We start from the raw sequence: 20,005 nt of genomic DNA on the forward strand, positions 1-20,005 counted from the left end.
TAAACCATGAGCGAACCAATTAAGCTCCACGACTTGGCCCCGGCTCCGGGTGCTAAGAAGAAGAAGACTCGCGTCGGCCGTGGTGAGGCTTCCAAGGGTAAGACCGCTGGTCGCGGCACCAAGGGCACCAAGGCCCGCAAGCAGGTTTCGGCAGCATTCGAGGGTGGCCAGATGCCACTTCACATGCGTCTGCCGAAGTTGAAGGGCTTCAAGAACCCGGCGAAGGTCACCTTCCAGGTGGTCAACGTTTCGGATCTGGAGCGTCTGTTCCCGAACGGTGGCGACGTCACCATCGCCGACCTGGTTGCAAAGGGCGCTGTCCGCGCTAACCAGCCGGTGAAGGTCCTCGGCGACGGCGACATCAACGTCTCCGTCAACGTCACCGCAACCAAGTTCTCGGGCTCCGCAAAGTCCAAGATCGAGGCTGCAGGCGGCTCTGTCACTGAGGCCTAAAGCATTTAAGCTTTAACAAAAGAGCTCTTAACCCAAGTGGTTAAGAGCTCTTTTTGTATTGAGGGGGAGGAAAGGGGAGGGGAGGGCAGCGCAAACCGCCCGCTTACAGCAGGCCGGTGTGGCGCAGAGCCTGCTCCAGTCGGTCGATGTCAGCGTCCGTATGGAGCGCGGTAATGGTCAATCGCAACATTGCCTCACCACGGGGAACCGTCGGGTAGCGAATCGCAGGTATGTACACGCCTAGCTCCGCCAACCGTGCTGAGGCGTCCATCGCTTCGGCCTCGTCGCCAACGGGCAGTGGGATGATTGCAGATGCGGGGTCTGACTGTGCGTCAACCAGGGAGCGGACGCGCGCAATATTACGCTGCAATCGCTTGACGACGTCCCCAGCCTCCAACTGCTTCAACGCGGCGCGGATAGCTGCGACGGAACCGGGGTTCATCGACGTTGAGTACACGAAGCTACGGGCTTGATTGCGTAGCAGGTCGCCAACTGGTGCGGAGCAGAGAACGTATCCTCCTTCGACACCGAGAGCCTTGCTCGCGGTGCCGACCACAATGTCCGGGTGAATGCCCAGGTGCGCTGCGGTGCCACGGCCTTGCTCTCCGATAACGCCGACGCCGTGGGCGTCGTCAAGCATCAACCATGCGTTGTGACGGCGACAGGTGCGCTCGAGTGCGGGGCCGTCGATGACCTCGCCTGACATAGAGAACACGGAGTCGGAGATGACAAGCTTGTGGCGGGCGCTCGATGCTGCGAGGAGACGGTCGAGTGCCTGGTAGTCAGCATGTGGAAAGACCGTGACGTTAGCTCGGGCATTGCGGCACCCGTCGATGATGGAAGCATGGTTGGCGGCGTCGGAGAAGATTTCCACGTCGGCGGTGGCGATGGCAGCGATGGTTGAGTGGTTCGCCTGGTAGCCAGTCGCAAAGAGAACGGCATCGTCGAAACCGAAGAACTGCGCCAGTTCATTCTCAAGTGCGCTGTGGATGCTAGTGCCGGTGGTCAGGCGAGAGCCGCCGGACCCGGTGCCGAAATGTCCAATTGCCTCGGTGGCAGCTGAGATGAGTTCAGGGTGCGTGGACAGGCCGAGGTAGTCCGAAGAAGAAAACAATAGGTAGTCGGCTCCGTCAATTCGGCTATGCGGTAGTTGTGCGGTTTCGAAAGTGCGCAGTGTGCGGGCAAGTCCTGCACCGGCCCAGGCCGTGTTTCTTTGGGCGGCGATTGCTGAGAGGTCGCTGCTGAGGCCGGTAGTGTCCGTCGAGAAACTGGCGTCAGCTGGGAGCTCGATATAGACCGGCGTGTTCTCCAGGTAATCGATTAGCTCGGGGATATCGGTGCCGGGTTCAACGATGAAAATGCGAGTACCAAGAGTGCTGCCGTGGTCCTTGATATTGGGGATACGGTGGAAGATTCCGTCCAGTGCGAGATAGCCACGCGTGTAAAAGGGATCGTCGGAGAGGCAGATTTCTGCGACGATGCCCGGGGCGCAGTGAACCTTGGATGCGAGGATGAGCGCCTCGTGAAAATGGTCCTTGGCGCAGTCCTTGCTGGGGTGTGAGATGGCATCAAAAGTGGAAACCCGTACACCGCGGACTGGGTTTGGGTCGAGCCGCTCACCGGAGGAGGCATCGATAAGAGCGGCGCCGCGAAGACCCGTGAGTGAATAGGCCATCTCGACGGCGATATCGGCGGCCTGTATACCTGCAGCGTGTAGGCGTTGAGTAATGAGCTTGCGGGCGTCCCCAGGGCTGGAGTTCGACTCTAGAAAGGGGACTAACGCCGACACGGTGCTGATGGTCGACTCATCAATCTTGTCCGCAGTGATGTGAATTGTGTCGGCTCGCCCCTTGTCGTGGTGAAGTGCACGGCTAGTCATAGCAGAAGCCAACTGAGGTAGTTCGGTGGCCGGTGCAAGACGCTCAGCGCCAGAGATATGGCAGCCATCGGCGCTGGAGCGCATGCGGATGCTGTAGGTACTCACAGAGCAAAACTTTAACACTGTTCAAGTTTTGTTTGAGAAGGTTGGGTGGAGCACATGAGAGGGCGGGGGCTCAGAGGGGATGAGCGCTGGAATCGTCGTCAAGCGAAAAGAGGGTGATTGACGGGGCGCTGTACTAACGGTGATATAGAGGCGTATTGCGACGATATGGAGAAACGCTGGTAGACTCACTACGTCAAATACTGTCAATTAAAGGTTTGAGGAATACGTCATCCGCGTTGCTTAACTAAAACGGAAGACTACTGGCGGATAAGCGGGTAAGTCTTTCGGGAAAAGCGTGGGAGAAGCGGATTTCTTGACCTCGGGAGGATGCACGTGGCTTCCGGTCTCATTGCGGCGTTGCGCGATCCCGATTTGCGTAAGAAGATCTTCTTCACTCTGACGATGATCATTCTGTACCGAATCGGTTCGCAGATTCCAAGCCCTGGTATCGACTACCAGTTGGTCAACGCGCAGCTCGAGCAGATTTCGAAAGATCAGTCCAGCGTTTACTCGCTGATCAACCTGTTCTCAGGTGGCGCTCTGCTGCAGATGGCGATTTTCGGCATCGGCATTATGCCGTACATTACGGCCTCGATTATCGTCCAGCTGCTCACGGTGGTGATTCCACACTTCGAGCAGTTGAAGAAGGAAGGGCAGTCGGGTCAGACGAAGATGACCCAGTACACCCGCTACCTCACAGTAGCGTTGGCGTTGCTGCAGTCTGCGGGCATTGTGGCCATGGCAGACCGTGGCGCCCTGCTGGGTGGCTCGCAGTCGCTGCTGGTCAAGGATGCGGGTGTCTTTGACCTCGTGGTGATGGTCGTTGTGATGACCTCCGGTGCCGTGCTGGTCATGTGGATGGGTGAGCTCATCACGGACCGAGGTGTCGGCAACGGTATGTCGCTGCTGATTTTCTCCGGTATCGCCGCTGGTATGCCGGCACAGGGCGCGAACATTCTGCGCTCCACTACCGGTGTCGTGTTCGCCACCGTGATTGTTGCGGTGCTGATTCTCATCATCGGCGTTATTTTCATTGAGCAGGGACAGCGCCGTATTCCGGTGCAGTACGCAAAGCGCATGGTTGGTCGTCGCCAGTACGGCGGATCTTCCACCTACCTGCCGCTGAAGGTGAACCAGGCCGGTGTTATCCCGGTCATCTTCGCGTCCTCGCTGATTTACGTGCCGGTTCTGATTACCCAGATTGTTCAGTCCGGTCAGTCGAATCCGAACATGGACAACTGGTGGCAGCGCAATGTCATTCAGTACCTGCTGGCGCCGTCCAGTTGGCAGTACATTCTGCTGTTCTTCCTGATGATCATCTTCTTCTCCTTCTTCTACACCTCCGTGCAGTACGACCCGCACGAGCAGGCGGAGAACATGAAGAAGTACGGCGGATTCATTCCGGGCTTCCGCCCAGGGCGTCCGACTGCTGAATACCTGTCCTACGTCCTGATTCGCCTGCTGACTGTCGGCTCGCTGTACCTGGCGCTGATTGCTGTTCTGCCAAATGTCGCTCTTGATATGGGGCTTGGCGACGCGAACTCGGGTACAGGCGGTATGTTTGGAGGTACAGCCCTGCTGATTCTGGTCAGTGTTGCGCTGACGACGGTCAAGCAGGTTGAAAGCCAAATGATGCAACGTAACTACGAAGGGTTCTTGAAGTAATGCGACTCGTACTTGTAGGTCCTCCCGGTGCAGGTAAGGGCACTCAGGCAGCTATCCTCTCGGAGAAGCTCGGTGTCCCGCACATCTCCACCGGTGACCTGTTTCGCGCAAACATCGGTGAAGGCACTCCGCTCGGTATTGAGGCGAAGTCCTACATCGACGCCGGCAACCTTGTTCCGGACGACGTGACTGTGCGTATGGTCGAGTCCCGTCTGAACGAGGACGACGCCGCCAAGGGGTTCCTGTTGGATGGCTTCCCGCGCACTGTTGGTCAGGCAGAAGAGCTGAAGCGTCTGCTGTCCAACCTCGGTACTGAGCTGGATGCGGTCGTACAGTTCGACGTTTCTGAGGATGTCGTAGTCGAGCGCATGCTGGCCCGTGGTCGCGCAGACGACACTGAAGAGGTCATCCGCAACCGCATGCATGTGTACACCAATGAGACCGCTCCTTTGCTGGATTACTACTCGGAAAAGATCATCAAGATTGCCGCTGAGGGATCCGTTGAGGAGATTAACGAGCGCACGATGGCCGAGCTGGAGAAGCTGAACTAAGCTCCTGGCGTGCCGGTAATTGGTGCTCTGGCAACTTTGCGTTGGTCGGGCCGATGGGTTTGACCCGTAGTAGATGGTTATTGAAGCCGCCCTTCCGAACCGTTGAGGTTTGGAAGGGCGGCTTTTGTGTTGAGTGGGCTCGGGAAGGGGGGGCTAGTTGGCTTGAATGGTGTGGAGCTAAACGGGAAAAGAAATACGAAGAAGAGTATTGACGTACTCGAATGGGTGTGCGATATTTGTATGTAGTAGGGGATAGTTAGGGAAGTAAAAGCGAAAGCGATTTCTAGGGGATTCGAGGGGAGGGGAATGATGCGACCTAATCAACCGCAAGGTCAGGAGCCGTCAAAGGGGCTGAATCAAGCACTGTCGGTGTCGCAGATATTAGACTTGATAACTCAATTCGAAGCTCTGTCTCGGTTAGTTGTGGAGAGCTTCGGTGATTTATCACCAGTTCATATGCGAGACGCCTATGCATTGGTTGAGAGGGCTCGGAAGCGCCTAGCCATAGTTGACGCGGAGTACTTGGCGGCGCTTGCGCCGGAGATACCTTCATCGAATCACCGGAAAGTTGCCTGGCTGGCGGAAGAGTCTCATATTTCCCGTGCGGAGGCTCGTCAGCGAATTAGTTGTTTAGGGCGGCTCCGGAAGGAAGCGGAGCCTTTTTCGTCGAAAAGCGATGATGAAAGAATGCCTGCTCTGCGGGACAAGGTATCCGAAGGGGTCGTAGGGGCGGATGCGGTTCAAAAGATTGATAAAGCTGTCAAAGATCTCCCGAAGTCAGAACATGCGCGGGTGGCGCAGGCCTTGGATGAGCATGCCAGTGAGGTTGTGACACAGGTGCGTGTCGACGACTTGGGTGCGCTGTCACATCGACTGCGGGCGATGTTGGGATTGGATGACCCATATACGGATGAGGACAGACAGCGGCTGCGGGGAGTGAAGGTCGGGCCACAACGAGCCGACGGTATGAGTCGGTTGACGGGGCTGATTACGCCGCACTTCGCGGCGATGCTGAAGAGGTTGCAGGCTGACTACGGGCGGCCGGGTGGACTCTTGGAGGAAGGCGCTAAGGATGAGCGCGCTCCAGAGCAGCGGTTTCATGATGCACTTGAGGCTGCGGTCGATGCCGGTTTTGGGATAGGTGCGACCTTAAAGCCGGTGCGGGGCACCACGTCGGTTGTCACTGTGGCCCATATTTCGGATATCGCGAAAATAGCGGGCGTAAAGCTGCAGGGCACGGATGGTTGGAAGCTACCGGGGATGGGGAAAGCAATCAGCGATGGTGGCGTGCGAATGTCAATCGCTGAGGCGATAGAGAAGGTTGCGGCCGGAAATTCGTTCTTGCAGGTTTTGGGAGACAAGGGGCAGAGTCTGTTTCTTGGCCGATCGCAGAGACTAGGGACGATGGCCCAGTACCTTGCGCTGTGCGGCGAGGAGGGCGGATCTTCCGCGCCGGGCAAAGCTGCGCCACCGGCTATGTGCGATATGCATCATATTGAGTCCTGGGCGAGGGGCGGGGCAACGGACATTTCAAATCTGACATTTGTTGACCCCGGTACGCATCGAAAGATTGATGACAATCGGTCGAATGACAAATCCTGGTGGACGTTGCGGCCGGATGAGTGTGAAGGGGAGCCTGTCGAGGCGGAACGGGTGGTGTGGATTGAGCCAGGAAAAGACCGAAAGACGAATGATTCATCGGAAGAGAAAAACAGGAACTCGAATCAAGATTCAAACGCTTTTGATAACCCAGGACGTTGGTTGCGGCGAATACTTCGGCAAAAAGGGGCGAAGCGTAACCAAGGCGATAAGGATGACGCTGACCCCGGCGGCGCAGGCGGGTGCGGTGCGGACGTGGATGACGAAGGGGGGGGGCGGGCGGTAACGAGGCGCAGGGGTAACGCTGGCGGGAGGTGAAGACTCTTTTGGGGCGAGTACAGCAGAAGTGCTCCGGCCGTCGTAGCGAAATCAGAGCGTTACGGCAGCGGAGAGTTGATGCTGGGTGAGTTCCCTGGATTGAACTGCAGGTTAGGGCTACTGGAAGTCCTGAATGATCTCGTCGATAAGCGGCTGTGCGGCCTCGGCACCAATATTCGCGAAAACGAACTCTTGGTAGATGCGGTTATCCTCGTCGATGACCATAACGAAAGGGGAGCCCTTGTTGACGCCGCTAAATGCGTGCTTGCCGGGTAGCTCGTATGGCACGTAGTTCTCGACGGACTCAGCCTTTTCATTAATCCGGCTGACAGTGGCCGGGTCCTCGGCCGTACTGAGCATCGCAGTGCCGCCGTCGCCAACAGCCATTACGCAGGTGAAGCCATGTACGCTCTCGCTGCCAAAAATGACGGGTTTAGAGTCATCCGACTCGACGCAGCTGCCAATCGCCTCCTTAATTGAATCAGGTGTGAAGTTTTGGATTGACTCAGGCAGTGCAGAGGTGCCCATGAAACCCGAGGTGCTTCCAGGGGCCTCCGGCGATTCCGCAGCAGGGGAAGTGGAAGGGACAGTCGGCGCTGGCGCCGGTTCGGGGTTGCTTGAGCATGCGCCAATCAGGAAAAGCGAGCTGGCAGCAATAACAACGCCAGCAATCTGCGTGGACTTCAACAGTGAATGCATGCCAGTTATCGTAAGGCAGCTCATCTTTGGGAGTAAACTGCGCGAAAATTGAAGCAAGTCGATTGCGGATCAACTGTCACCAATGAACATCCATAAAAATTCCCATGCAACGCGATGCAAAAATGTATGAAGTAAAGAGCTGGCTGGGGTAGCGGTGCCTTCGTAGGTGGTGGGATGCGGCTAGCCGGTGGTTCTTTTCTGAGTCAGAGTAGACTCAACCAGCGTGATGAGTTTTCGACGCCGCCGTAAAGTAGTTCCTGCCCGCACCGAGGGAGAGTTGGATGCGATGCAAGCGGCCGGCGAGATCGTCGGTCGTGCATTGCTAGCCTGCCGAGATGCCGCTAAGCCAGGGGTGACCACGGCGGATCTCAATGAGATTGCGCATCAGGTCATTACCGATGCGGGTGCAACGCCATCTTTCCTTGGTTATGAAGGTTTCCCGGCATCTATCTGTGCATCCGTGAATGAAGTTATCGTCCATGGCATTCCGTCCTCGGCCACAGTTCTATCCGAAGGTGACCTGGTCTCGATTGACTGTGGCGCAATTTTGGACGGTTGGCACGGCGATTCGGCACTGACTTTCGGTGTCGGAAAGCTGAGTGAAGATGTCGAAAAACTAAACATCGCGACGTCGGAGGTCCTCGCCGAAGGTATTAAGGCCATGGTGCCGGGTGCTCGCCTCACCGATATTTCATATGCGCTTGAAATGGCCACCCGTGAGGCTGAACTGCGCCACGATATTGAACTCGGCATCGTCGATGGCTACGGCGGGCACGGCATCGGGCGCGAGATGCACATGGATCCCTTCCTCCCCAACGAAGGCAAAGCAGGCAAGGGCCCCCGCATCGTCGAAGGCTCCGTGTTGGCCATCGAACCGATGCTCATTCTCGGCGGCGAGTGGGGTAGCGATGAGCTTGACGACGGCTGGACGGTCGTCAGCGCTGATCGAATGCCGGCGTCCCATTGGGAACACACAGTTGCCGCCACGGCGGACGGCCCCCGTATTTTGACTCCTCGATATGAATAACTAGTGCGTGAGGGGCCACGCGAAAGGTCAGAATATTGCCACTTGAGACGCGATGGCCTCTGTCCCCGTGGGGTGAATCCGCCTGCCGTCGCTTGCAGGCGGCCCCAGAGCGGTCGTATTTGGTAAAAAACGCAGGTCGCGTGTAAAGTTGGGCGATGGTGTGGGCGCAGTGTCGCTGCAGTGATGATTATCCCTGCGCGGAACTGCTAAAACACCAGGCAGAGTAGAGATTTCCCAACTGGTGCCGGGGTTGTCCCGGGTATCCACCAGAGAGACGTGGAGGACATGGCTAAAAAGGAAGGCGCAATTGAGGTTGAGGGTCGCGTCGTCGAGCCCTTGCCGAACGCGATGTTCCGAGTGGAGCTGGACAACGGGCACAAGGTGCTCGCCCATATCAGTGGCAAGATGCGCCAGCACTACATCCGTATTCTCCCGGAAGACCGAGTCGTAGTGGAGCTTTCTCCGTACGATCTCGAGCGTGGGCGAATCGTCTACCGCTACAAGTAAATTGACCTGACCACTGTTGGTAGTGGTTATGGGCTTATTTACTAACTAGACAGAAACTCCACCGTCCTAGCTGCTTCTGGTGACGGCCGCGTGATGTTGAGACCTGGTGTCTCGGCGGATTGGCACGGCGGCTCCTTGCGAAAGCTTTTCCACAGAAGTAAGCGAGAATACCTCCGGCAACGGTGGCTGGAGCCTTTCTATAACACCTACGCGACTCGGCGTCCGACCGAGTAAGCCGGGTCTGGAAAGGATGGCAGTGGAGTAAACCACCGCATCAACCGGAAGGAAATTGCCGTATGGCACGCCTTGCTGGAGTTGACCTGCCACGTAACAAGCGTATGGAGGTCGCTCTTACCTACATCTATGGCATCGGCCCCGCCCGTGCTAATGAGCTGCTGGAGAAGACCGGCATCTCTCCGGATCTGCGCACCGACGCTCTCACCGATGAGCAGGTTGCTGCGCTGCGTGACGTGATTGAAGCTACCTGGAAGGTCGAGGGTGACCTCCGCCGCCAGGTTCAGGCTGATATCCGCCGCAAGATTGAGATTGGTTCCTACCAGGGTCTGCGCCACCGTCGTGGCCTGCCAGTCCGTGGTCAGCGCACCAAGACCAATGCTCGTACGCGTAAGGGTCCGAAGAAGACGATCGCCGGAAAGAAGAAGTAAAACATGGCAGCTCCGAAGTCCGCACGCGGCCGTCGTACCGGCCGTCGCGTTGTAAAGAAGAACGTGGCTCAGGGCCACGCATACATCAAGTCCACCTTCAACAACACCATCGTGTCCATCACGGACCCGAAGGGCGCTGTTATCTCGTGGGCCTCCTCTGGTCACGTCGGTTTCAAGGGCTCTCGTAAGTCCACTCCGTTCGCTGCTCAGATGGCCGCCGAGAACGCTGCTCGTAAGGCCATGGAGCACGGTATGAAGAAGGTTGACGTTTTCGTTAAGGGTCCGGGTTCGGGCCGCGAAACCGCCATCCGTTCCCTCCAGGCCGCTGGCCTTGAGGTGTCCTCGATCTCGGATGTGACCCCTCAGCCGCACAACGGCTGCCGTCCGCCGAAGCGTCGTCGCGTCTAGGAATAGGGTAAGGAGAGAACAGAAATGGCCCGTTATACCGGTCCCGCAACCCGTAAGTCCCGTCGTCTCCGCGTCGACCTCGTCGGTGGCGACATGAACTTTGAGCGTCGTCCCTACCCTCCGGGGCAGGCTGGCCGCGCTCGTATCAAGGAGTCGGAGTACCTGCTCCAGCTCCAGGAGAAGCAGAAGGCACGTTTCACCTACGGCGTGATGGAGAAGCAGTTCCGTCGCTACTACGCCGAGGCTCACCGTCGTCCGGGCAAGACAGGCGATAACCTCGTCGTCCTGCTGGAGTCGCGTCTCGACAACGTTGTCTACCGCGCTGGTCTGGCTCGTACCCGTCGCCAGGCTCGTCAGCTGGTTTCCCACGGCCACTTCACCGTTAACGGTAAGAAGATCAACGTGCCGTCCTTCCAGGTAAGCCAGTACGACATCATCGACGTGCGCCCGAAGTCGCAGAAGATGATTTGGTTCGAAGAGGCACAGGAGAACCTGGTCGACGCTGTCGTCCCGGCATGGCTTCAGGTTGTTCCTGAGTCCCTGCGCATCCTCGTGCACCAGACCCCGGAACGCGCACAGATCGACATTCCGCTTCAGGAACAGCTGATCGTCGAGTTCTACTCGAAGTAATAACCAACTTCGCTTGCATCCATTCATTCCCTATGGCGTCATATAGCGGTCGCCACCTGGAGGATTTTCGAAAATGCTCATTTCCCAGCGCCCAACGCTGACCGAGGACTACATTGATTCCTCTCGCTCCCGGTTCGTTATCGAGCCGCTGGAGCCGGGTTTCGGTTACACCCTCGGTAACTCTCTTCGTCGTACGTTGCTGTCGTCCATTCCGGGCGCTGCAGTCACCAGCATCCGCATCGACGGTGTGCTACACGAGTTCACCACTATCCCGGGCGTGAAGGAAGATGTCTCCGACATCATCCTGAACATCAAGGGTCTGGTGCTCTCGAGCGAGTTCGACGAGCCGGCTACCGTTTACCTGCGTCGCGAAGGTGCAGGCGCGGTGACCGCTGCAGACATTGAGTGCCCAGCAGGTGTGGAGATTCATAACCCGGATCACCACATCGCTACTCTCAACGAATCCGGTCGCTTGGAAATTGAGATGATCGTTGAGCGTGGTCGTGGCTACGTGCCGGCGACCCCGAACTCCGGTGGCGAAATTGGCCGCATTCCGATGGACCAGATTTACTCGCCAGTTCTGAAGGTCAGCTACAAGGTGGAGGCTACTCGTGTTGAGCAGCGCACCGACTTCGACAAGCTGATTATCGATGTCGAGACCAAGAACTCGATCACCGCCCGCGACGCAATGGCGTCGGCAGGCAAGACTCTGGTTGAGTTGTTCGGTCTGGCACGTGAGCTGAACGAGGCTGCTGAGGGCATCGAGATTGGCCCGAGCCCGCGCGAGGCTGAGGATGTCGCTGCGTACCAGACTCCGATTGAGGATCTGGACTTCTCTATGCGCTCCTACAACTGCCTCAAGCGTGAGGAGATCCACACTGTCGGTGAGCTCGCTGCTCGTACCGAGTCGGATCTGCTGGATATCCGCAACTTCGGTGACAAGTCCATCAATGAGGTCAAGGAAAAGCTCGCTGAGCTTGGCCTGGCTCTGAAGGATTCCCCGAACAACTTCGACCCGGCTGCTGTCGCTGATTTGGACGCTGCCTCGGGCGATGACGCTGACTGGACTGATGGCGCAAGCGCTGGCTACGACGAGTAGTTCACCGACGCGACTTCATTAAAACGAGGAGATACCTATGCCTACCCCTAAGCAGGGTTCCCGTCTCGGCGGCTCCGCTTCGCACCAGAAGAAGATTCTGGCCAACCTCGCGAAGCAGCTCATCGAGCACGGCAAGATTAAGACCACCGACACCAAGGCCAAGCTGCTGCGTCCGTACGTTGAGAAGCTGATTACCAAGGCAAAGCGCGGCACTCTCGCAGATCGCCGCAACGTTGCAAAGCTGCTCAACGACAACTACGCAGTTAAGAAGCTGTTCGACGAGATCGGTCCGCAGTTCGCTGATCGCGACGGCGGCTACACCCGCATCATCAAGCTGGGTAACCGCAAGGGCGACAACGCCCCGATCTCTCTGATCGCTCTGGTTGAGGAAGAGACCGCAACTGCTGAGGCAACTCGCGCAACTCGCGCTGCTGCTTCCAAGCAGGCTGAAGAGGCAAAGGCCGAAGAGGCTGAGGCTACTGAGGCTGAGGCTGCAGAGGAGGAGTAATTCCCCTCGCCGACGGCTTCTGGCCGTCACAGCTTTGAACCCCCGTTGAGCAGTTCATATCTGAACGCTCTCCCGGGGGTTCTTTGTGCTTAACGACGGTGCATAGCGCCCGTCCCCAGTTCTGCCTCCGGTTCTACCGACGGATTTCGCACCAACATTGAGAGCCATACTGAGACCCTGCGGTGGAAACTGCTGATTCTCTAATCCGGGGTCCCGGCTACAATCTGTTAACCGTGACATCACTTACTCCAACGACTCCGGATGCCCCGTGCGATTCTCCCGATCGTGCCGCTATGGGGAGCACCGACTCCGACCTGGTTCGGTTGCGTTTTGACATTGCTTATGACGGGACAGATTTCCACGGTTGGGCTGCTCAGCGCGATAAGCCCACGGGAGAACCGGTGCGGACTGTGCAGGCGACGTTGGAATCCACTCTGGAGAAGGTGTTGCGCACTCCAGTGCAACTGACTGTGGCCGGTCGTACAGATGCTGGTGTCCATGCCTCCGGGCAGGTGGCTCACGCAGATGTTCCTGTCTCCTGTTTAGACACACGTTCTATCGCAGGGGATCCGGGTAATTTGGTTCGTCGTGTAGCGCGACTATTGCCCGCGGACGTGACGCTTAGGGGCACCTCGTTTGCGCCCCCGGGTTTCGATGCCCGCTTTTCCGCGCTACGTCGGCACTATGTCTACCGTGTCACTAGTTGCGTCAGTGGCCCGCTTCCTACCCGTGCTCGCGATACGGCCCACTGGCGGCGGTCAGTGGACATCAACCGCATGCAGGTGGCGGCTGATGCCCTACTGGGGCTCAATGACTTTGCCGCTTTTTGCCGACACAAGCCGCATGCGACGACCACTAGAGATTTACAGCAGTTCCAGTGGTTCGACGTATCTACGCGGGAAGAACCAGAGCTGTACGAGGCCCATGTGACTGCCGACGCGTTCTGCTGGTCTATGGTGCGCTCACTGGTTGGGGCCTGCCTTAGTGTCGGTGAGGGGCGACGTGCGGTTGGATTCACTGAACAGTTGTTGAGTGAAGAGAAGCGTTCCCCGTTGGTCCCGGTGGCAGAGGCGCGTGGGCTCAGCCTGGTAGGTGTTGATTACCCCGGCGATGCTGATTTGGCGGCCAGGGCGGAGCAGACCCGCGAGCGTCGTGATGCCCGGACAGATGTGGACGAGGCTTAAATGTACAAGCTCTCGGTAATATTCCCTGAAGAAAGTGACCGTAGGAGGAGTGTTCGGTAGTGGTGTGGGCAATTGTTAGCTTGGTTGCGCTGCTCGTAATCCCCGGCGCTGTTGTAGTGAGAGCCAGCGGCGTTCGTACTCCGTGGGCGCTGGCCCTCGGTCCTGCGGTGACGTTTGGTATCGCAGGCACCGCAGGGTGGGCGCTCGGCGCTATCGATGTGCGCTTCACCTTGGTCAGTGCGTCTATCTGCTGGGCCGTGACACTACTTCTCGCGCTTTGCTGGAGTGGCGGCAGCGCTTTGATTCGGCGGCGGCGCGGTAGTGTCGGTCGCTCGGTGTCGGCCGAGGCGCAGCCGCTCGCCTCAGGTCGATGGCGCGAGTTGGGCTATGGGCTAATCGCAAGTATCGGGGTCATCATCGCAGCGGCGGTTCTCACGTGGACCGCTATCGGCCGCATCGCTTCAATGTCCGAGGGGATGGCGACCATCCAGCAAGGCTGGGACACACTCTGGCATGCAAGTGTGCTCCGTTCGATTACGGAAGACGGCATGGCCTCGGCCACTAGGATGGGCGAGATCCAGAATGTGGAAACTCAGGCGGTGTCCTACTATCCCGCCGCATGGCATGCGTTCGGTGCGCTTTGGGTATTGATTGTCCGTCTACCAATCACCGAGGCAGTCAATTACCTCGGCATTATCATTCCGGCCGTGACCATACCCACGGCGGCTGCGGCGCTCACCTGGAGAATTATTGATCGCCGAAAGCTGTCCACTGCCGTTGCCGCGGGGGTTGCAGCGCTTGTTTCCGCAGCGCTTCCGGTATTGATGCCCGTCGGGGTCTTCGTGGGGGCCTGGCCGTACCAGGTCTCGATTGCACTAGCGATTACCGTTTTTGCCTTTGTTACGTCGCTCCCACACACACCTCAGCGCATCTTGAGCGCCGCTCTTGCGATAATCGGTATCGGAGAGCTCCATCCGGCATCGGTGCCTACAGTCGTTATGCTCGGTGCAATCTGGTGGTTGTGCTACCGCCTGCCGCGTCCCGCGCATCCTGAACTGGGTGCGGTTCGCGCCAGGCTTTACGACGTCGCGGTGATTGCAGCCGCCTTCGTGCCAGCAGTGGCAGTTCTCCTGCCGCAGTGGCTTACGGGAACTTCTCAGACCGAGGATGTGCGCGCGGTTAGTGCTGAAGTAGACGACCTCGATCGTTTCGATGCGTGGTATCGAGGCGCCACAATGCTGACTCGCCACACTGAGGAATTCCGGCCGTTCTGGCCAATTATCATCCTTGGTTTCATCGGGATGGCGTTTTTGGTTTTCGCAGATACTTCGCGCCGACGGGTGTGGGTAGTACCGGCCTGGTTTGTTTCGGTGTTGATGACGACCCACGCGCTCAATCATTTTGGTGGCGTGCCGGGCGATATTCTCGCGCTGTATACGGATCTTCACTATTCGACGCCTCACCGGTTGGTGATGGTCACCGCGTACCTGTATTCCGCGTTTGCGGGTATCGCCGTTGCGTGGGGCTGCGCGTGGGCGGCTCGAATTAGTGAGTCAAAGGTGCCATCGACGGGGCGGGTTCTGGGGTTGAGCTTAGCGACGGTGAGCTCTGCTGTACTTGTGGTCTATGGAGTGGCGTCTAATGCTAGCGCTGCGGATTTCGCCTACAAGAGCCCTAGGGAATGGCAAATCATTTCCAAGGCTGACTTGAAGGCATTTGATTGGTTGGCCGAGCAGCCGGAGGCACATAAGTACCGCACGTTTACCAATCCGCCGGAGGGGTCCAGCTGGATGTACGCTCGCAATGACTTGCCAGTAGTGTTCCCGCACTATGACTGGCCAGTGGCGAATAAGTGGACTGCCACCTCAATGCTGTATTGGCACGCTGATTACCTCGGTTTTCCAGACCCCGACCGGCCGGATGGGGTGAACGATGTCGATCGCTCAGCCCGAAAGCTGAACGTGGGATTCATCTATTTGTCACCCCCGGGTATTTGGGATTCCAAGGAGGATTTAGAGTTTCCTGGTGAAGGGCTCTGGGTAGCTCCAGGGGTAACCCCTGTTTATCGAGATAGGGAAGTAACTATCTTCGCCTTCAATGACGTGATTACGCCAGAACGCATCGACGAGATGCGAGCTAGTTCTCCGGAAGTAATTCCTCCCTCGGCTACTAGGGGATGGAGCGATGGTCGGGTAGGTTAGGACACCATGCGGATGAATAAATTTATGGCAACGATCGCAGCTGGTGTGATGATGACTTTCGCGCTGGCCGGATGTGGAGACGACGAGCCGGCTAAGCCGGAAGTCTCGAATCGCTCCGTCAGTTCTTCCGCAAAGACTAAATCCTCGACTCCGCCGAAGCCGACTGAGGAGTCGACGACACCGACAGAATCAGAGACGCCGACGGAAACTCCTGCAATCACCCAGGTCAATGATGCGGATTACACCCCGGCGGACGGCCCAAATACTCGACTCTTTCAGTTGGAGGATGGCACGACACGCTGCTTCCTCAACGATCTGAGCGGTGACGCCTACTTGGCCTGCCAGGTGAATCTTGCCAATCCTCCGATGGTCGATGACGGCACGGGAAACAAGGTTCCCGCCAATGCTGTGTCCTGGAACCCGGGGGGAGTTACTTACGAGGTCCTTACGTTCCCGCCGGCGGGTGAGATGAAGACGCTGCCAGCGAATTCTCAGTTGAGCGCATTCGGTTACAACTGCGCGGCCTATGGCCCGTCTACTCTGGAGTGCTCGGGACCAGCGGGCGCTGCCACTATCGACAATGGCAATGTCACCGGTGCACAGATGCCGAAGGAGGATGTGCCTCCTGCAGCAGGCGGTCAGCCGGGTGGCCAAGAAAATGGCGCTCCGAATGACCCGGCGCAGCAGGGTGAGCCTGACGGCTCCCAGGCGCCGGGCGGTCTGCCAGATTTGGGTGCGTTGATTCCGGGACTGAACCGCTAGTTGCCCGCATAGCTAGTGGCTGCAGTTCATCGGTAGTGCGGGCGGTAGATAGCGTCCAGGTGAATTCGCCCATCGCCAGTCGAGGGCACGAAGCTGGCATTTCCGCTGCTGCTGCCGTGGGCGAACCTGTACGACTGACCTCGATGATTCTCGCGATTCCAGTACACAGGTCGGGCTCATACTCTTCGACAACAACCACATCGACGGTGTCGTCTCCAGCTCGAGCGAGAAGTACTGCGCCCAGATCAAGGGCCACAGTATAGAAATGTGGTCGGGCCGTGCGAATTCCTACTCGATAGCCGAGGGAGAGCATTCCGATGAGCAGCTCACAAATGTCCTGATTGCCGCAGTCGACCTCCAATCGGGGGAGTTTCGCGGGACACATTGTGATGGTTTGTCCGCTGCTCCCGGCTCCTATGACCTGCGCCGGACCATTAGTGATAGCGATGTCGCGTTGTCGGCTTAACCACAGGTGCGGTTTGCGTCCCAACGCCGCCACATGATGAGAGCGTCCAGTGCGGCGCAGCTGCACGACCTCCGCAGAGCTCTCAGTCAGAGCACACTCCTGTGCCGTTAATCGCCGTGCGCGAATACCAAGGGTTCCCAGCCGGTGGATGAGGAAGCGTAGGGCTTGGTCAGCGGAGGCTTCCACCGGAAGAGTTGCCACCAGATGTGTCCAGGGTTCAGGGGCTGTGCCGGAGCGCTCGGCTGCTCGGAAGTAGCGGTGTGCATGCTCTCCGCGGACTTCCGGCGCAATGTGATAAAAGCACAGCGCATCCAGGGTCACTGGGCTGTCGTCGGCAAGCGAGACGATATCTGCAGCGCTTAGCTGGCTTCGCAGGCCTGGTGTGAGACGTAGTCCGATGAGTTGTCCTGGTTCGGTGCGTCGCAGGCGGTCACGAAGGCTGCGGCCGCGCACAGGGACATGCGCGCCTGCAGTGATGGTTATTGCTGTAATGAGTAGCCACAATGACAATGGCATGTGAAAATCCCCCCAATATGTTCCCCACTAAAATTCCCCTGGTCGCACAGTAGCGCGGCCTGGCTTACTCTGCAGGGTAGAGATTATTTGGGGGAATAGTTTTGGGGGAAACTCATGCCACGTACGCCGACTACGCCTAGCCAGGTCAGCGGTCATCGATTCTTGATTCGTCGGATTGAGCACGCGCTTGTGCGTGCGGATTCGCGAATGCTGCACGATCCTCTGCGCACGCGTACGCGAGCACTGTTTATCGGCTGTGCGCTGGTGGTTTTACTGGCCGCCGGCACTGCGGTGCTGTCGTTGGTGCGGCCGCAGGGCGGTTCGAGCTCCAATGAGCAGCTGATTGTCGTATCGGGGTCGGAGGGCCTGCATGTACGTGTCAATGGTCGATTGCATCCAGTCGCGAATCTCGCGTCGGCGCGGTTAATTTTGGGCAATCCTGTTGAGCCGAAACGGGTGCGCAGTAGTGAGTTGGACAAAGAGGACATCAGTTTTGCTGTCGGGATTGAGGGCGCTCCCGCAGTTCCGGCCGCGCCGGCAGGCTCTGGTGCCTCGGGAGCTGCCAAGAGGGGCAGTGCAGGTGCGCCGGAGTTGGCACTGTCTCTGTGCGAGCGGACGGTCCAAGACCTCGGGCAGCCGTGGATTGTTGCAGAGTCACTTGCGCGTCTTGAAGAAGTACGTGGGGAACCGCAGCAGCTTACCCGAACCCACTCGGACAGTGCCGTCGTTGCCGATGGCCAAAACCTCTGGCTGATTACGCAGGGCTACCGCTCGCGGTTGGATGTCAACCACCCGGAGCACGCCGCTGTTTCTCGAGCGCTGGGGTTGGAGCGCGCCGCAGTCCGGCCTGTCAGCCCTGCGTTGCTCAGAACGATTCCGGAGGTTCCGATTCTGGCCGCACCAGCAATCCCGAACCGCGGCGCACCCACGCACTTCGCCGCTCCATTCGACACAGTCGGCAATGTGATTGAGGTCGGGCAGCGGCGCGTTATCGTGCTTGACGACGGTGCCGCGATTCTCTCCCCGGTGCTAGGAGAGCTATTAGCTGCGCATAGCCCAGTTCTGCAGGCCAGTGAGGGGCAGCTGGCGGCAGTTCCCGTTGCGAATGCGCCAGCAGTCCCGGGGCTACCTGAAAAGCCGCTGACGTTTGCCGATGCTGATGGCTGGTTGTGTGCCGGCCGGATAGCAGGACGGCCGCAAGCTCTGGTGCAGTGGTCGCAGCATGCTCCGGAGGGGCGGCACGTGGATTACCCACATGCCGACGGTTCGGGTGCGGCCGTCGACGGTTTCGTGGATGGTCGCAGCCGTGAGCGCAGCTCAATTGCAGTAAGCGTAAATGGGGCCGTACACGTCATTTCGCCAGAGGGGATGCGCTTTGCTGTGCACGATCGCACAACGCTGGCTGCCCTCGGGTTTAATGCATCAACCAATGCCGATAGCGGTGGCACGCGACCAGTGGACTGGGGAGTGCTGGCCGCGTTGCGCGGAGGCCCTGAGCTGAGTAAGCAGGCGGCGCTAGGGCCGCTGTCTGGGACGCGAGAGCAACCAGGCACCTAGGCCTAGCGCGCATATCAGGAGCAATCCAGTCGCCCGGAGCGGTGCATTGCGCTCCTGCGAAGAAAGCAGATCCGGCGGAGCCGGTGCGGCAGCGGGGTTGGCTGCGTGCTGCGCAGCGGTGTCTACAGTGGTCCAAATCAGAGCGTCATAAGGTGCAATGATGCCGCGACCAAGGCCGAGCCCGGAACTAATTGGGCTCGCGGAATTAAGGATGATGTCGCGAACCTGTGCTGGGGAAAGCTCTGGGTTTCGTGCCAGCAGCAGGGCAGCTGTGCCCGACACGGTTGGCGTGGCAAAGCTGGTGCCGGCAATCTGTTGATCTCGGGTGTTATCCCCGGACCCGAGCACGTGGCGGTCTATGAGACCGGTGGGGGTGCGCGGATCGGGACCGAGTACGGGGCCGCCGGGAGCGGAGACATTGACCCATTGTCCCGTGATTGCATACTCCGCGGGTTGTGCTTGGCCGGCATCGTCGAACTGTACTGCTGATACTGCGATTACCTCCGGCAGAACTGCGGGCCACGCTACGGATCCGTCCTGACAGCTATCGCCCTTATTGCCTGCCGCTGCGACCACTACTGCGCCTGAGACTTCCGCGCGTGCGACGCTCTCAGCAACATCTGTTGCACCTTGGGGCATTACGCCTGCCGGGGCACACGATGTGAGCGAGATATTGATGACCCGCGCGCCCTCCGCGACGGCCCTGTCGATAGCTTGTGCCAGCGACTCCAAATTGCCTTCGCCATCGGCTGTTTGTCTTATCGACAACACGTGCGCGTCGGGCGCCAGTCCGGCGAAACCATCGGCACCGGGCCGGCCTGCAATAATGCCAGCTACTAGAGTTCCGTGACCGTCGCAGTCTACGAACCCGCTGTTGCCGTCGACAAAATCGCCACCGTCGAGAACCTCGCCCAGGCGCTCATTGGGTGAGACCCCGGTATCGATTACCGCCACCGTAATCCCCGCACCCGTCGTCAGTTGCCATGCTTGGCGAAACCGAAGCGCTTTTTCGATCACCGTCGGTTCATGCAGTGCGCTTTCCGACGACAGCATCGTGGCCACGCAGTCCTGGCTGTTCTGGGCAGCCGCTATTGGTGCGATGCCCGACGGTGCTACTGCGGTGGCCGCCGTCAACGTCGAGATAAGCACTGTGGAAAGTGCGGCCGTGGCGGTGAGACGAGTTTTTATGGCATTCATGAAAAGTGG

Annotated in this window: 18 protein-coding genes and 1 pseudogene; 14 read left to right on the plus strand and 5 right to left on the minus strand. The window is 58.6% G+C overall.

The genetic code is table 11. From position 1 onward, the window contains the following. Positions 1 to 6 precede the first annotated feature (6 nt). A complete protein-coding gene (gene rplO / locus ADM64_RS04110; protein WP_016422071.1) occupies positions 7 to 453 on the plus strand; it encodes a 50S ribosomal protein L15 in 447 nt (148 codons plus the stop codon). 103 nt (positions 454 to 556) lie between these two features. Here the strand turns inward: rplO and ADM64_RS11220 are convergent, their stop codons facing one another. Both ADM64_RS11220 and ADM64_RS11225 read right to left on the minus strand, forming a co-directional pair. Next, complete coding sequence (locus ADM64_RS11220) at positions 557 to 1,744, minus strand: aminotransferase class I/II-fold pyridoxal phosphate-dependent enzyme (protein WP_414630316.1); 1,188 nt, start codon at positions 1,742 to 1,744, stop codon at positions 557 to 559. A gap of 9 nt (positions 1,745 to 1,753) precedes the next feature. Then, positions 1,754 to 2,416 (minus strand): annotated as a pseudogene (locus ADM64_RS11225) (6-carboxyhexanoate--CoA ligase); the annotation flags it as partial. A 348-nt stretch (positions 2,417 to 2,764) separates the two neighbouring features. Here ADM64_RS11225 and secY point away from each other — a divergent pair. From secY to ADM64_RS04130, 3 genes are all read left to right on the plus strand, one after another. Beyond that, positions 2,765 to 4,102: a preprotein translocase subunit SecY gene (gene secY / locus ADM64_RS04120; RefSeq protein WP_042388411.1), complete on the plus strand. Its 1,338-nt coding sequence runs from the start codon at positions 2,765 to 2,767 to the stop codon at positions 4,100 to 4,102. Beyond that, complete coding sequence (locus tag ADM64_RS04125; RefSeq protein ID WP_005509947.1) at positions 4,102 to 4,653, plus strand: adenylate kinase; 552 nt, start codon at positions 4,102 to 4,104, stop codon at positions 4,651 to 4,653. Before secY ends, ADM64_RS04125 begins: the two co-directional genes overlap by 1 nt. Positions 4,654 to 5,109: 456 nt before the next feature. Beyond that, positions 5,110 to 6,570: an HNH endonuclease signature motif containing protein gene (locus ADM64_RS04130; RefSeq protein WP_241486326.1), complete on the plus strand. Its 1,461-nt coding sequence runs from the start codon at positions 5,110 to 5,112 to the stop codon at positions 6,568 to 6,570. 117 nt (positions 6,571 to 6,687) lie between these two features. On the opposite strand, the gene ADM64_RS04135 is transcribed toward ADM64_RS04130, so the two are convergent. Further along, positions 6,688 to 7,269 (minus strand): hypothetical protein, encoded by a 582-nt coding sequence (locus tag ADM64_RS04135; RefSeq protein WP_049193228.1) that lies wholly within the window; start codon positions 7,267 to 7,269, stop codon positions 6,688 to 6,690. Positions 7,270 to 7,495: 226 nt separating this feature from the next. On the opposite strand from ADM64_RS04135, the gene map reads away from it, so the two are divergent. The 9 genes from map (at position 7,496) to ADM64_RS04180 (ending at position 15,498) form a co-directional block, all read left to right on the plus strand. Further along, on the plus strand, positions 7,496 to 8,296 hold the full coding sequence (map, locus tag ADM64_RS04140; protein WP_049193230.1) for a type I methionyl aminopeptidase: 801 nt from the start codon (positions 7,496 to 7,498) through the stop codon (positions 8,294 to 8,296). 285 nt (positions 8,297 to 8,581) lie between these two features. Then, positions 8,582 to 8,803, plus strand: coding sequence for a translation initiation factor IF-1 (gene infA / locus ADM64_RS04145; RefSeq protein WP_016422077.1), 222 nt, complete (start codon positions 8,582 to 8,584; stop codon positions 8,801 to 8,803). A 296-nt stretch (positions 8,804 to 9,099) separates the two neighbouring features. Continuing rightward, on the plus strand, positions 9,100 to 9,468 hold the full coding sequence (gene rpsM, locus ADM64_RS04150; protein ID WP_005509836.1) for a 30S ribosomal protein S13: 369 nt from the start codon (positions 9,100 to 9,102) through the stop codon (positions 9,466 to 9,468). 3 nt (positions 9,469 to 9,471) lie between these two features. Beyond that, positions 9,472 to 9,876 (plus strand): 30S ribosomal protein S11, encoded by a 405-nt coding sequence (gene rpsK / locus ADM64_RS04155; protein ID WP_016422078.1) that lies wholly within the window; start codon positions 9,472 to 9,474, stop codon positions 9,874 to 9,876. 24 nt (positions 9,877 to 9,900) lie between these two features. Next, positions 9,901 to 10,506, plus strand: coding sequence for a 30S ribosomal protein S4 (gene rpsD, locus ADM64_RS04160; RefSeq protein WP_005509964.1), 606 nt, complete (start codon positions 9,901 to 9,903; stop codon positions 10,504 to 10,506). A gap of 73 nt (positions 10,507 to 10,579) precedes the next feature. After that, the gene (locus ADM64_RS04165) at positions 10,580 to 11,605 is read left to right on the plus strand and encodes a DNA-directed RNA polymerase subunit alpha (RefSeq protein WP_005509919.1); all 1,026 of its coding nucleotides are present in this window, start codon (positions 10,580 to 10,582) and stop codon (positions 11,603 to 11,605) included. Between the two features lie 37 nt (positions 11,606 to 11,642). Beyond that, entirely contained in the window at positions 11,643 to 12,113 is a 471-nt protein-coding gene (gene rplQ, locus ADM64_RS04170) for a 50S ribosomal protein L17 (RefSeq protein WP_016422080.1), read from the plus strand. Between the two features lie 293 nt (positions 12,114 to 12,406). Continuing rightward, positions 12,407 to 13,297, plus strand: a complete 891-nt coding sequence (locus ADM64_RS04175) for a tRNA pseudouridine synthase A (protein ID WP_048731480.1) — start codon at positions 12,407 to 12,409, stop codon at positions 13,295 to 13,297. 59 nt (positions 13,298 to 13,356) lie between these two features. Continuing rightward, entirely contained in the window at positions 13,357 to 15,498 is a 2,142-nt protein-coding gene (locus ADM64_RS04180; protein WP_049193232.1) for a DUF6541 family protein, read from the plus strand. Positions 15,499 to 16,087: 589 nt separating this feature from the next. Here the strand turns inward: ADM64_RS04180 and ADM64_RS10770 are convergent. Next, positions 16,088 to 17,242, minus strand: a complete 1,155-nt coding sequence (locus ADM64_RS10770) for a hypothetical protein (RefSeq protein WP_080985609.1) — start codon at positions 17,240 to 17,242, stop codon at positions 16,088 to 16,090. 114 nt (positions 17,243 to 17,356) lie between these two features. On the opposite strand from ADM64_RS10770, the gene eccB reads away from it, so the two are divergent. Continuing rightward, positions 17,357 to 18,799 (plus strand): type VII secretion protein EccB, encoded by a 1,443-nt coding sequence (eccB, locus tag ADM64_RS04195; RefSeq protein ID WP_049193238.1) that lies wholly within the window; start codon positions 17,357 to 17,359, stop codon positions 18,797 to 18,799. Here the strand turns inward: eccB and mycP are convergent. Beyond that, positions 18,758 to 19,996, minus strand: coding sequence for a type VII secretion-associated serine protease mycosin (gene mycP / locus ADM64_RS04200; protein ID WP_222867607.1), 1,239 nt, complete (start codon positions 19,994 to 19,996; stop codon positions 18,758 to 18,760). The genes eccB and mycP overlap by 42 nt on opposite strands. Between the last annotated feature and the right edge of the window lie 9 nt (positions 19,997 to 20,005).

Origin of the sequence: Corynebacterium sp. 401_CJEI (assembly GCF_001076435.1) — a bacterium.
GTDB lineage: Bacteria > Actinomycetota > Actinomycetes > Mycobacteriales > Mycobacteriaceae > Corynebacterium > Corynebacterium jeikeium_D.

Excerpts from the sequence above, each read along its gene's own strand:
- mycP (WP_222867607.1), bottom strand. The coding sequence starts at position 19,996 with ATGAATGCCATAAAAACTCGTCTCACCGCCACGGCCGCACTTTCCACA.
- rpsD (WP_005509964.1), top strand. The coding sequence starts at position 9,901 with ATGGCCCGTTATACCGGTCCCGCAACCCGTAAGTCCCGTCGTCTCCGC.
- secY (WP_042388411.1), top strand. The coding sequence starts at position 2,765 with ATGCACGTGGCTTCCGGTCTCATTGCGGCGTTGCGCGATCCCGATTTG.
- rplO (WP_016422071.1), top strand. The coding sequence starts at position 7 with ATGAGCGAACCAATTAAGCTCCACGACTTGGCCCCGGCTCCGGGTGCT.
- map (WP_049193230.1), top strand. The coding sequence starts at position 7,496 with ATGAGTTTTCGACGCCGCCGTAAAGTAGTTCCTGCCCGCACCGAGGGA.
- ADM64_RS04175 (WP_048731480.1), top strand. The coding sequence starts at position 12,407 with ATGGGGAGCACCGACTCCGACCTGGTTCGGTTGCGTTTTGACATTGCT.
- ADM64_RS04130 (WP_241486326.1), top strand. The coding sequence starts at position 5,110 with ATGCGAGACGCCTATGCATTGGTTGAGAGGGCTCGGAAGCGCCTAGCC.
- rpsM (WP_005509836.1), top strand. The coding sequence starts at position 9,100 with ATGGCACGCCTTGCTGGAGTTGACCTGCCACGTAACAAGCGTATGGAG.
- ADM64_RS04125 (WP_005509947.1), top strand. The coding sequence starts at position 4,102 with ATGCGACTCGTACTTGTAGGTCCTCCCGGTGCAGGTAAGGGCACTCAG.
- ADM64_RS10770 (WP_080985609.1), bottom strand. The coding sequence starts at position 17,242 with ATGCCATTGTCATTGTGGCTACTCATTACAGCAATAACCATCACTGCA.
- ADM64_RS04135 (WP_049193228.1), bottom strand. The coding sequence starts at position 7,269 with ATGCATTCACTGTTGAAGTCCACGCAGATTGCTGGCGTTGTTATTGCT.
- rplQ (WP_016422080.1), top strand. The coding sequence starts at position 11,643 with ATGCCTACCCCTAAGCAGGGTTCCCGTCTCGGCGGCTCCGCTTCGCAC.
- ADM64_RS04165 (WP_005509919.1), top strand. The coding sequence starts at position 10,580 with ATGCTCATTTCCCAGCGCCCAACGCTGACCGAGGACTACATTGATTCC.
- infA (WP_016422077.1), top strand. The coding sequence starts at position 8,582 with ATGGCTAAAAAGGAAGGCGCAATTGAGGTTGAGGGTCGCGTCGTCGAG.
- eccB (WP_049193238.1), top strand. The coding sequence starts at position 17,357 with ATGCCACGTACGCCGACTACGCCTAGCCAGGTCAGCGGTCATCGATTC.
- rpsK (WP_016422078.1), top strand. The coding sequence starts at position 9,472 with ATGGCAGCTCCGAAGTCCGCACGCGGCCGTCGTACCGGCCGTCGCGTT.